Source organism: Acinetobacter sp. BSP-28, from assembly GCF_044130285.1.
Classification (GTDB): Bacteria; Pseudomonadota; Gammaproteobacteria; order Pseudomonadales; family Moraxellaceae; genus Acinetobacter.
This window is the reverse complement of the sequence record NZ_JBIQOB010000010.1, coordinates 90,493-103,597: the sequence shown is the minus strand read 5'-3', so window position 1 is coordinate 103,597 and position 13,105 is coordinate 90,493. Positions and strand designations below refer to the sequence as shown.

Sequence of the window (13,105 nt, the reverse complement as noted above, 5' to 3'; positions counted from 1 at the left end):
TTTTAGATCAGCTCGACTGCAACAGCGGTTGCTTCACCACCACCGATACATAAAGTCGCAATGCCTTTTTTACCACCGGTACGTTTGAGGGCATGCAATAAAGTCACGATAATACGTGAACCTGATGAACCGAGTGGATGACCCAATGCGCAAGCACCACCGTTGATATTCACTTTTGCGCCATCCAGATTGAAAGCATCCATAGCTGCCATCGCCACCATGGCAAAGGCTTCATTGATTTCCCAGAGGTCAACCTCCTGAGCATCCCAGCTAGCTTTTTTCAACACTTTTTCAATCGCGCCGACCGGTGCAATACTGAACTCTGTAGGATGTTGCGAGTTTGAAGCATAGGCAACAATTTTCGCTAAAGGCTGTAAACCACGCTCTGCCGCAATTTCTTCTGAAGTGATGACTAATGCCGAAGCACCATCTGAAATCGAGCTGGAATTGGCAGCGGTAATGGTGCCGTCTTTTTTAAATGCAGGACGTAAAGTTGGAATTTTATCGGCCTTGGCATTCAGCGGTTGTTCGTCTTGCTCAACAACTACATCGCCTTTACGTGAAGACACGGTTACAGGCACGATTTCTTCTTTAAAATAACCATTGTTGATGGCAGTGACTGCTTTATTTAATGAGCTGATCGCAAAGGCATCTTGCTGTTCGCGGGTATAGCCTTTTTTATCTGCCATTTCTTGTGCAAGAATACCCATCGACAAACCGGTTTCAGCATCTTCCAGACCTTCCTGGAACATGTGATCGGTAATTTTGCCATGTCCCATACGATAACCAGCACGCGCCTTGTCCAGTAGATATGGCGCATTACTCATCGATTCCATACCGCCAGCAACCACAATCTCTGCTGAGCCAGCTTTTACTGCATCGGCAGCCTGCATCACCGCTTTCATACCTGAACCACAAATTTTATTAATGGTGGTTGCGCCCGTGCTGTCAGGTAAACCTGCCTGACGCATGGCTTGGCGTGCCGGACCCTGTTTTAAACCGGCCGGAAGTACACAGCCAAAAATCACTTCATCAATATCGGTTGGTTGCAAGCCCGAACGCGTAACAACTTCTTTAATTGCTGCTGCACCTAAATCTGGTGCTGTACATGAAGAAAAAGCGCCTTGGAAACCACCCATTGCAGTACGAACACCATTTACGATAACAATCATTTTTTCCATCCTAATTTATAAATCTTGTTGTTTGACATGAGCTATACACTTAGCCCATGTCATTTCCATCTTTGTTAAACTCAGGTGCTCAATCTTAAGATTGAGCAGTAAAATATTCTTCCGGTAACTGCATCACCACATCGGCACCGGCTTGAATACGTTGTACACGTGCTGCCAGGTCAGGTAAGACTTTGGCTACATAGTAGTCTGCCAAGACTAGTTTGTTCTGGAAGAAGCTTTCTGGTTTAGGTTGAGCGGCCTGGCTAATGCGGGCATACATATAAACAAAGCTGAGTAATCCCACCACATGTAAATAATCTACAGCAACTGCATTGCTGAAGTCTGGTGAAGTTTTAGCCTGGTTTACAATGAAGGTAGTAATGTCTTCAACCTGTGTACACACATCCAATACAGCGGCTTTAATCGACAAGGCATCATCCAGGCCTTGCACAAATTCACGAATTTCAGAAATGTATTCAGCAACGTATGCACCACCACATTTGATGGTCTTACGACCAATCAGGTCAATGGCCTGAACACCGTTGGTGCCTTCGTAAATTTGTGAGATACGCAAGTCACGAATACATTGTTCCATGCCCCATTCACGAATATAACCATGACCACCAAACACCATTTGCGCTTCCAGGCTTGAATCAAGTGCCTTGTCGGTTAAGTAGGCTTTTGCAATTGGGGTTAAAAGTGCAACACGGTCATTGGCTTTACGTACTGCTTCAGCATCGGTTGAGTATTTGGTGATGTCGAGCTGTTGACCCACATACACAGCAAAAGCACGCGAAGCTTCATTATTGGCACGGACATTCAGTAACATACGGCGTACATCACCGTGTACAAGAATTGAGTCTGCCGGTTTTTCTGGAGATTTTGCACCAGTAGCCGAACGGCCTTGCAAACGATCCGTCGCATATTGCGCGGCATTCTGGTAGGCAAATTCAGCCGCGCCAATGCCTTGAATACCCATTGATAAACGTTCGTAGTTCATCATCACGAACATGGCTGCCAGACCTTCGTTTTCTTTACCGACGATATAGCCTTTAGCGCCATCAAAGTTCATGACACATGTCGCAGAACCCTTGATCCCCATCTTGTGTTCGATGGAACCGGCAGATACGGCATTACGCTCACCGACCGATCCATCTGCATTGACATGGAATTTCGGCACGATGAATAAGGAAATACCGCGTGAACCTGCAGGTGCATTTGGTGTTTTTGCCAGTACCAGGTGGATGATGTTTTCACACAGGTCATGTTCACCACTGGTAATAAAGATTTTAGTCCCGGTAATATTGAACGAACCATCTTCATTCGGTTCAGCCTTGGTTTTAATAATGCCTAAATCAGTACCAGAATGTGGCTCTGTCAAGCACATGGTACCTGACCATTCACCAGTGTAGAATTTTGGCAGATAGGTTTCTTTTTGTTCTTGAGAAGCACGGTCATTAATGGCCATACCTGCACCTACAGTGAGTAATGGGTACAACATGAATGACGGGTTAGTACTCCAGATCATTTCATCAGCCAGTACCGTCAGCATTTTAGGCATGCCCTGACCGCCCCATTCTTCAGATGCACCCAAACCTACCCAGCCACCCTCAGCAAACTGTTTAAATGCTTCTTTAAATCCTTTAGGTGTAGTCACCACACCATTATTGAACTGTGCACCACCTTCTTCATCACTTGAGCGATTCAAATCCAGAATGACATTTTTAGAAAACTTCGCCATTTCCTCTAAAATCGCATTCGCCGTTGCCATATCTAAATGAGCGAGGTTTTCATTGCCCTGCCAGAATTCATCCGCCTTAAATACATCATTTAAAATAAATTCCATGTCTTTAAGGGGGGCGTTATAAATAGGCATATTGCTTTCCTTATGTGAAGACTTCGCATTAAAAATATTGAAGTGCTTTTTAAAGTTGTAAGAACCTATACTGAAATAACGGATTTATTCCAACGTACATCTCTCTAAGTAAAATCTGGGTATTCACGTGGTTTTCAATATCCATGAGGAGAAATGAATGCAGCGAAAACCGGGTTTCAACACTTTACTCATCAGCTCAAGTGTCAAGAATCATTTCATCATCACTCGTATGAGCAACCAATAAAACATGGTTTCTGTAAATCACTTTAAACTGAACCATTCACCATCAAACTGAAGCTTAAATACGTGAATGATATACGGTTAAATCAGCATATCTGCTCTTTGCGTTTTATGGGTTAGTCCCTTTTTTCAACGCAAAAAGACAATAAAATAATTATGGTCCAATTGGAATTTTATTGATGATTATTGACCTCTCAGGTTCTCATTGATTGACTTTTAATTTTGGCTATGCCATCGCAAATCTAAACCGAATTTAATTCAAGTCGGAGAATAATTGAGCTCTATTTTCTCTTGAGTCAAAAACAAAGCAGTGCTTTGTTTTTAGCTCATATCAGACATTAGTTGGGTTGTCATAGACTTGATATCGGTATATTTTAAATTGGCTTTTTTTATGTCTTTCTGGGACTTGCGATGAATACGGTACGCCAACAAAATTTTCAATTACGCAAAGAGAAAATTTTAGCCATGGCAGAAACACTGTTGCTGGATAATAATCAGGACATTACCCTTGCAGAACTTGCGTGTGAGCTGGATATTGCCAAAGGGACCATTTATAAACATTTTAAGAGCAAGAATCAGCTCTATTTAGAACTGATCATCTTGAATGAAAAAAGATTATTGGAAATTTCAAAAAAGTATAAAAATAATATTAAAACCTATGTTTCACAGTACATGCTCTACAACATGTTAAATTCCAACCGGACCATTTTATTGCATGTTATTGAAGAACGCTTAACCAATAATGAACGCAAGCTGAAAGAATTATTTGAACAGCTTTATCGGGTACGTGAAGAGCGGATTATTGAAATTAAGGACATGACCGACGAATATCTGAAATCCTTTAATAGTGCCATGTCGATTCGCGATTATTTGTCTTATATCTGGACGGTCACCTATGGTGCTTCCTTGTTGCTTAATTCAACCCATTACCAGAAAGCCATTGGTTCACGTGAACGCCTGATTAAACTGTATATTAACCAGGCCTTAATGACCCCTGATAAAATTTCTTGATGTCCGGGTTTCAATAAATCAATTATTGATGAATGATTTTATGCATAGGGTCATCCAGGTCATTCATTTTCGAGAATAATTCATAACACATCTGTCTCAGCCATTGATGGCTGGTCTTGTGATGGCAGGACATATGCCAATATTGCTTGACTGCATAGGTGGGAAAAGTAATCGGTGCATCAAAAATCTGTAAATTGCCGCGCGACAATAACACCTCACTTAAATAATAAGGTACGGTCGCAATTGCATCGGTTTCCTGTACCACCAGACCAACGCCCAGATAACTGGGCAAGCGCATCAAGATATTGCGCTTCAGTTCTAAATTTAACAATTCATTTTCAATATGATAATGCCCCATTCCGGCATCAATATCGATATGGGGTTCACTGATATATTGTTCGGTCGTTAAGCTATTTTCACTGAGTCGTGGATGGTTTTTCGAAGCAATCACCACATAATATTGCTCAAACAGTTTTTGCTGATAAAAACCGTTTTCCAGATGGGGTAAAAAACCAATCGCCAGATCAATTTCTCCATTGGCCATTTGATAACTGGTTTCAGAAGTAATGGCGCGAACATTTAAACGGATATTTGAAGCATGCTGTTTTAAATATTGGGAAATTTTAGGTAATAACACCAAATGCGACACATCGGTCATAGCAATGGTAAATTTCTGTTGTGAGGTAGTCTGGTCAAAATCAACGGTGAAATTATTGATGATTTCGACTTTACTTAAGGCTTCACTGACCAGTGGGAACAGCTGTTTCGACAGTTCAGTCGGCACCATTTCATTGCCGATTCTTAAGAAAAGCGGGTCATTATAATGCTGGCGGATTTTATTCAGGATATTACTGACTGTGGGCTGGCTCATGGCCAGATATTCAGCCGCGACAGAAACACTTTTATATTTATAAATATAAAGAAAAACACTGAGTAATTTACAGTCGAGCTCAAACACCGATTCAAATCCCTAAATCTTTAATTTGTAGAGGCAATACATCATCTGCCTTTTGAGTGCTATTTCCAATGTCCATTTATACCGAAAATAGCATGTCGTGCGAATAATCTTAATCTTACAAAATAAATTCTATAAATAAAAATCACCACACAAAAAAAATCTCTTTCATCATTGTTGATATCTTCTTTATTTTTCTCCCTGAGCTGTATTGAAATGTATTTCCAGTCTGCACAAGAGAAATAAAAGGAATGATAAAAGAACGCTAAAGAAACAAATCACTCAAACGGTTTGACTTAAACCTGAACCTCTCAAATTTAAGTAAAACCTTAACGTGTGAGTAATTATTCTGCTGAAATATCTTCAAATAATACAGAAGATAAATAACGCTCACCCGCATCAGGTAAAATCACCACAATGTTTTTACCGGCATTTTCAGGACGTGCTGCCAATTGAGCGGCTGCTGCCATGGCTGCGCCACTTGAAATACCCACTAGAATACCGTCATGGGTGGCTGTTTTGCGTGCCCATTCAATAGCCGTAGCACTTTCAATGGCAATCACTTCATCCACCAAATCCAAATCCAGGTTTTTCGGAATAAAATTTGCACCAATACCCTGAATTTTATGCGGTCCTGGAGTCAAAGGCTCACCGCGTTTCGCCTGACCAATAATTGGTGATTCCGCAGGTTCAACAGCAACGGAATAAAGCGGCTGATTTTTTACCTGTTCAAAATAACGTGAAATACCGGAAATGGTACCGCCCGTACCAACGCCAGACACCAGAATATCGACCTTACCGCCTGTGGCTTCCCAAATTTCAGGACCTGTAGTTTGTTCATGGATTTTAGGATTGGCCGGGTTTTCAAACTGTTGCGGTAAAAAATACACATCCGGTTGTTCAGTCGCTAAACGTACTGCTTCATCTACCGCACCTTTCATGCCTTTAGCCGGTTCAGTCAGTACCAGATTTGCACCAAAAGCTTTCAATACCTTACGGCGTTCAACACTCATGCTTGCCGGCATGGTTAAGGTAATGTCATAACCTTTGGCAGCTGCAACAAATGCCAGTGCAATACCGGTGTTGCCACTGGTTGGCTCGACAATATGCATGCCCGGTTTAAGCAAACCTTTTTCTTCAGCATCTGCAATTAAAGCGGCACCTACCCGGCATTTCACCGAGAATGCCGGATTACGGCTTTCAACTTTTGCCAATACGGTTGCATTGGATGAAATGGCACGATTAATACGAATTAAAGGTGTATTGCCAATCGCTTCAGCATTATCACTATAAACCGCTATGGCTAAATTGTTCGGTGCTGGAAAAGCAGAATCAGTACTCATTTTAACTCCTTGAGCTGTCTTTTGATTTTAAAGTCATGCGCTCATCATAAGCCATTTAGACTTTCAAGATAAGTTTTTCTATTGCTATGCTTATTCAACTTAAGTTGTGATTTCAATCTAAAAAACAATGCTTTTTAAACCGATAAGCTTGTAATATTGACAAAAGAGTTACCACTTAAATGACGTAATTGTCATCAATAAAGTTTGTATTTATTCATGCAATTGCACACAATATCCAGCAAATGAAAACTGATTTAGGGAATCACATGTCTCATAAGAGTTATAGCCGGTTCTATCGACAATTTACACAGAAAATCCTCGATAAAATCGTGACTCCTCAAGTCTTAGGTAATACTGAAGAATTAGAAAAAAATATACAAAATCAGTTAGATAAAAAAATTATTTGTTATGTATTACAGGATGCATCCTTAAGCAACACAGTCCTGATTGATACCGAAGCCAAAGCACGCAAACTGCCTTCAGTTTTTGCACCTTTAAGCATTCAGGAATTTCAAGAAGATGATTCCATTCTGGCTTTGAATATACCCAACTCAAAAAATGAGGCCTATCATTATTCGGCAAAGCTTATTCGACTGATTGAAGCTTTGGAAAAATATCCCGAATACGACATCGAACTGGTTCCGGTAACCGTTTTATGGGGCCGCTCACCCGAATATGAAAATTCCTGGTTTAAAGCCTTATTTGCAGATGCATGGGCGACACCTTCCAAATTAAAACAAGCCTTGAATATTTCTTTATACAGCCGTGAAAATTATATTGAATTTCACAAACCGATTTCTCTTAAATCAGCAATTGAACATTCCAAGATGGAATATCCGAACTTTTCTCCGGCACATTCGGTAGTGAAAGAATTAAATTCGAATTTTAATAAATACAAAGAAGCCATTTTAGGTCCCGATTTATCCGACCGTCGTAATCTCATTAATAAGTTAATGAAAACCGAAACGGTTCAGGATGCGATTCGTAAAGAAAGCATTGATCATAAAATCAGTATGTTTGAAGCGGAGAATCGTGCCAAAGGTTATTTAACCGAAGTGGTTTCGGACTTCTCCTATTCTACCCTGCGTTTTGCGGAACTGGCCCTGACCAAACTTTGGACACAACTTTATGACGGCATTGAAGTGCATAATTTCGATACCGTGCGCGAGCTGGCCAAAGATTACGAAATTGTCTATACCCCATGCCATCGCAGTCATATCGACTATTTATTGCTGTCTTATGTGATTTTTAACCGTGGCTTGATGGTGCCGCATATTGCCGCAGGAATTAACCTTAACTTGCCTGTGGTCGGTCAGATCATGCGTGGTGGTGGTGCTTATTTTATCCGTCGTACTTTTAGTGGAAATGAGTTATATACTTCTGTATTTAAAGAATATTTGCATAGTTTATTGTCGCGTAATACCCCTTTGGAATATTTTATCGAGGGTGGACGTTCACGTACCGGTCTGCTGTTACCACCGAAAAAAGGCATGCTGTCGATGACGGTACAAAGTCATTTACGTGGTGCAACCAAGCCAATTGCCTTTATTCCTACCTATTTTGGTTATGAAAAACTGATTGAAGGTACCTCTTATTTAAATGAACTGAATGGTAAACCCAAAGAAGCCGAATCGATCTGGGGCATTTTGAGTTCAGTCCGTAAAATTGAAAAAGTTTTTGGCCAGGTGCACGTCAATTTTGGTGAACCGGTTTTTCTGGATCAGGTTTTATCTGAGCATCAGGCCAAGCAAATTAAACTCAATATTAACGATGAATTACCCCAGCCTGTTATTCAAACTGTGAACCAAGTTGCAAATTCTATTTTGGAAAATATTAATAAAGCAGTGGTAATTAATCCAATTGCTTTAATTTCACTTATTTTATTGAATGCAGATTATCATGCTTTAACTGAAAATGATTTAATCTCCAAAATAGATCAATATCGTCATTTATTAAAAATGACCCAATATGATTCCAAAATGATCATGACAGAATTATCTAGTACAGAGATTATTCGGTATGCAGAAAAATTAAAGCAAATTGAAACCTTTAGCCAAAATAATCAAAATTGGGTACGCGTCGCTGAAAGTCAAAAGATTCTATTAAGTTATTTTAGTAATAATATTCTGCACTGTTTTATTCTACCGGCATTAATTGCAATGCTGATTCAAAGTTATAAAAAAATATCGACTCATTATTTAATCGATACCATTAAAAATATCTATCCATATTTTAAAGAAGAATTTTTCCTGAAATGGAACAGTGATGAATTAGATCAGGAAATTGCATTAATTATCGAAAGTTTGGCGCAATTCGGCTGGATTACCCAGCATCAGGACCAGACCATTGCTCTTTCGTCTGATGAACAGGCTCAAAACCAGCTTTTGGCATTGGCTCATTTATCTGCTTCCAGCCTGAATAACATGACGATGATTGCTGCATTACTTCAGCAGTATGCTCCGCTGCAATCACTTAGCCTGAAAGAACTGGAGAGGATGGGTAAAGTTGTACTGAACAAGCTTTCGCAAACGAAAAAGATTCAGGGTGGTTATTATTTTGACAGTGCAACCTTAAAAAGCTTTATTGCCATTCTTAAACAGAATGGTTTAATAAGTACTCAAGAGGATCATTTTGTCATTAGTGATGATTTTGAAGAAAAAATGTCTGCAATTTTTAACTGGTATAATCCTGAAACACGTCAGGCAATTACTGAAGCCGTTCATTTTAATGAAAAAGAATTAAAAGGATTTAAACAAACCCATAAAAATTGATAAGCTATATTTTCACCAAAACAAGGCATTTAATTTCGATTAAATGCCTTGTTTTAATTGATATAAGAATAGTTGATAATTACTTTCATAAAAAACCATTGAAAATGTTACATTTTCATCCTATATGAGATTAATCAGGCAGTATACTGCCTAGGTTACTGTTGCGTAGTATGGAAATGCTGTATGAACACCGATCTTGAAATTGCTTCTATGCATGAGTCTATTGATGTTGTTGTCACAATATTAAAATCATTAGCCAATACAGATCGTTTACTTATTTTATGTCATCTTGCCAAACAAGAATTAAATGTCTCACAAATCGAACAAATGACACAAATTAACCAACCTACATTATCACAGCAACTGATGATGTTACGTAAAAGCGATGTCGTGACCACACGCCGTGATGGCAAACAGATTTTTTATTCTATTAAAGATGAAAAACTGGTTCAGGTGCTGAATACCTTATATCAACTGTATTGCCCTAAAAATTTAATTTAATCATATAAATAAAAGAAAATTGAGAAGATATTAGAGTCGTTGACATTTCATAATGGTAAGCAGATAAAGATACAAGTTAGGGCAACAACTTTTGTAGTTTTGCTTTAGCTTGTCATATCGAGTTGCAATATCTCAAATGGCTTTAATCTTGCCAATGCATTTTGATTCTATATAAATACCCATCCATATGATAAATCCCGGCAATTGAGCGGAATCTCAGCAACAATCTTTTCCTCTGTTTCAATCATACTCTGTAAGGCTCTTGAAATTTTTTAGAGTGCCAAATACATGCTCAACTGATCTTCTTCTTTTATTAATCTCTCGATTATAGACTTTATCTTGAAACAATTAGCAGGCCCTATTTTCAGGACAATATGCCATTGAAATGCAATCGCATGAATACGTAACCTACTCTTTTTAAGAAATCATTCTACTTTGAATAGCTATTATTTTTAGGGGAATGACCATTTTGCAATTTATTTGAGCTAAATCCCACTATCTATAAGACTTTCAGATAATTATATGTGAAGATTTTCGCATTTTTGTTATAGTATTTAAGTGAGGTTAATAATTAATATTTAGATCTGACTTACACAAAATTTCGGTTGAGAATCTGTCCAAAATGCGCAATACAACTCAAGGATGGTCGGCTATATGAGTCAAACAGCGAGTTATTTAGATACTCAATCTATCTTTAATTTAATTGGGCAACATGCCGACTTAACAATCATATTTCAGACTGTCAGTGAATGGTTAGAAGCCCGGATATCTGATTCAATGGTATCCATTATGTTGTACTCAGAGACAGAACAAACTTTAAGCCTGATGAGTGGTACCAAACATTTTTCAACCCCATATCAAGAAGCTATCAATGGTCTAAAAATAGGACCTGATGTGGGTGCGTGTGGTGCGGCAGCTTTTCACCGAAAACTCGTGATTTGTGAAAATTTAGCCACTGATCAGAACTGGGAAGCTTTCAACACCCTGATTCAAGAAGAGAATTTACACGCGTGTTGGTCTACACCTATTATTAACGCACAAGGAAAACTCTACGGTACCTTTGGAACCTATTATCGTTCTGCTAAATGTCCAACATCTACGCACATTAAATTAATTCGTCATGCCGCATCGTTAATTGCCCTAAGTATGGATCTGCATGAGGAACGGCAACAGAGACTAGCGCTGAATGATAAATACCGTTCTTTCTTCACTTACCATCCCGATGCCATTTTTGAACATAATCTAGAAGGCATCGTGATTGATGTAAATCTTGCCTCTGAGACTATTACTAAATTTAGTCTTGAACAGGCTCGGGGCTTACATTTCTCAAAATTTATTTGTGCTGAATTTCAATCGCTAGCTCAAACTGCATTCGAACAGGCACTAAAGGGAAATAGTCAGCACCTGGAAATCCAGGCAATGAATGCCTTAGGTGAATGTTACTGGTTAGACTTGACTTATTTACCCATTAAACAAGCTCAACACGTGGTTGGTGTATTTGGTATCGCCCGTGATATTACCGAGCGACATGAAACCGAAGAAATGTTACGTCTGCTTAAACGAAGTGTCGATGCCAATCCTCATGGAATTGTATTGACTAAGGCAGCCAAAGACCAAGCCATTGAATATGTTAACCCTGCTTTTGAATACCTGACCGGTTATAAAAAAGAAGAAATCATTGGTAAAAATTGTCGTTTTCTGCAAGGTCCTGATACAGATCCGGAAACAGTTAATAAAATACATAATGCACTTAAAGAACAACAAGAAATCCAGCTCACCTTAAAAAACTATCGTAAAGATGGGAGCTGGTTCTGGAACCAACTCATATTAGGACCGGTTTTTGATGACAAAAATTCTTGCACACATTTTATTGGGATTCAGCAAGATATCACTCAACAGCGGGCAAATAGCGAGTATATCGCCCGTCAGCAAACCCACGATAGTTTAACCGGGTTAATTAATCATCATACCTTTGAAAAACTACTGGATGTCGCATTCTGCATACAACATGAGAATCATCGATCGCTGATTGTCATGTATGTTGACTTAGATGGCTTCCAGCCTTTAAATCAAAGTCTGGGTCATATCATTGGTGATCAACTTCTGATTGCTGTAGCAAATCGCCTGCGTCAGATCATCCAGGAAGAGGATATCATTTCTCATTTTTCAGCAGATGAATTTGGCATACTTCTGAATAAATGCCATGATTTAAAACAGGTCGCTGTCATTGCAGAGCAAATATTAAAAAGCCTGTCAGTTCCATTTGATATCGATGGCCATAAAATCCATATGAGTGCGAGTATTGGCATTGCAGATGATGACCCTCAGATAGAAAAAGCTACCCAATTGCTTCATCATGCGATACATGCCATGAATGAAGCCAAAAAAGAAGGTGGAAATACTTGGCATTGGTATGCTTTTAACTCTAGCCGAACACCGAAAATCGATTACGTGCTTATGCGCCACGAATTAATGGTTGCCCTGGAAGAAAAACAGTTTAGGTTAGTCTATCAACCGGTTATTGATGCTCACTCAGGCCAGTTAAAAAGTGTTGAAGCCTTAATCCGTTGGCAGCATCCACAAAGAGGTTCTATCTCTCCAGCAGACTTCATTCCATTTGCTGAAAAAACTGGGCAAATTGTCGTTATTGGCCAATGGGTTTTACAGCAAGCCTGTCAGGATATTGTAGAGTGGAATAAGAAAAATGGGGCTAACCTGAGTGTAGCCGTCAATCTTTCCCCCTTACAATTTAAGCGCACAGGCTTTTTACATGACTTGCAAGAAACACTGGCAGATACACAGTTACAGCCCGGGTTATTAAAGATTGAAGTCACTGAGACCATGTTAATTGCGGGTGCTGACCGTTCTTTAGAAATTTTAAAAGCAGTTCGTGATTTGGGCATCAAAGTTTCTGTCGATGACTTTGGAACAGGATACTCCAGCCTGAGTTATTTACGTACTTTACCTGTTGATGAGATAAAACTTGATCGCAGTTTTATTGAACATTTACCTAAAAATGAGAAAGATGGCGCTATTGTAGCAGCGATTATTGTCATGGCTCATAAACTAGGATTACAAGTGATTGCTGAAGGTATTGAAACCCAAGCTCAAGCCCAGTTTCTAAGAAAATATGAATGTGATTATTTTCAAGGCTACTATTTTGCTAAACCGGCTCCCCTTACGGAGCTCAAGCTTAATTATAAGCTGGTAGAATTAGTCTGAAAATAAAGACTGTT

The 13,105-nt window shown here is 39.2% G+C and carries 8 protein-coding genes; 4 read left to right on the top strand and 4 right to left on the bottom strand.

What is annotated here, in order from left to right:
- Positions 1 to 2 precede the first annotated feature (2 nt).
- A complete protein-coding gene (locus ACE01R_RS09335) occupies positions 3 to 1,172 on the bottom strand; it encodes a thiolase family protein (protein WP_395550747.1) in 1,170 nt (389 codons plus the stop codon).
- A gap of 94 nt (positions 1,173 to 1,266) precedes the next feature.
- On the bottom strand, positions 1,267 to 3,048 hold the full coding sequence (locus ACE01R_RS09330; RefSeq protein ID WP_395550734.1) for an acyl-CoA dehydrogenase C-terminal domain-containing protein: 1,782 nt from the start codon (positions 3,046 to 3,048) through the stop codon (positions 1,267 to 1,269).
- Positions 3,049 to 3,699: 651 nt separating this feature from the next.
- On the opposite strand from ACE01R_RS09330, the gene ACE01R_RS09325 reads away from it, so the two are divergent.
- Positions 3,700 to 4,299 carry a TetR/AcrR family transcriptional regulator gene (locus ACE01R_RS09325; RefSeq protein ID WP_086196960.1) on the top strand — a complete coding sequence of 200 codons (600 nt, stop codon included), beginning with the start codon at positions 3,700 to 3,702 and terminating at the stop codon, positions 4,297 to 4,299.
- Positions 4,300 to 4,321: 22 nt separating this feature from the next.
- Here ACE01R_RS09325 and ACE01R_RS09320 read toward each other — a convergent pair whose 3' ends face one another.
- Positions 4,322 to 5,257 carry a LysR substrate-binding domain-containing protein gene (locus ACE01R_RS09320; protein WP_395550708.1) on the bottom strand — a complete coding sequence of 312 codons (936 nt, stop codon included), beginning with the start codon at positions 5,255 to 5,257 and terminating at the stop codon, positions 4,322 to 4,324.
- A gap of 341 nt (positions 5,258 to 5,598) precedes the next feature.
- Complete coding sequence (gene cysK, locus ACE01R_RS09315; protein WP_395550697.1) at positions 5,599 to 6,597, bottom strand: cysteine synthase A; 999 nt, start codon at positions 6,595 to 6,597, stop codon at positions 5,599 to 5,601.
- A 266-nt stretch (positions 6,598 to 6,863) separates the two neighbouring features.
- Between cysK and plsB the strand changes: the two genes are divergently transcribed.
- From plsB to ACE01R_RS09300, 3 genes are all read left to right on the top strand, one after another.
- Positions 6,864 to 9,368, top strand: coding sequence for a glycerol-3-phosphate 1-O-acyltransferase PlsB (gene plsB / locus ACE01R_RS09310; RefSeq protein ID WP_395550682.1), 2,505 nt, complete (start codon positions 6,864 to 6,866; stop codon positions 9,366 to 9,368).
- Between the two features lie 183 nt (positions 9,369 to 9,551).
- Complete coding sequence (locus ACE01R_RS09305; RefSeq protein WP_395550675.1) at positions 9,552 to 9,869, top strand: metalloregulator ArsR/SmtB family transcription factor; 318 nt, start codon at positions 9,552 to 9,554, stop codon at positions 9,867 to 9,869.
- Between the two features lie 654 nt (positions 9,870 to 10,523).
- Entirely contained in the window at positions 10,524 to 13,091 is a 2,568-nt protein-coding gene (locus ACE01R_RS09300; protein WP_395550673.1) for an EAL domain-containing protein, read from the top strand.
- The last annotated feature ends 14 nt before the right edge of the window (positions 13,092 to 13,105 follow it).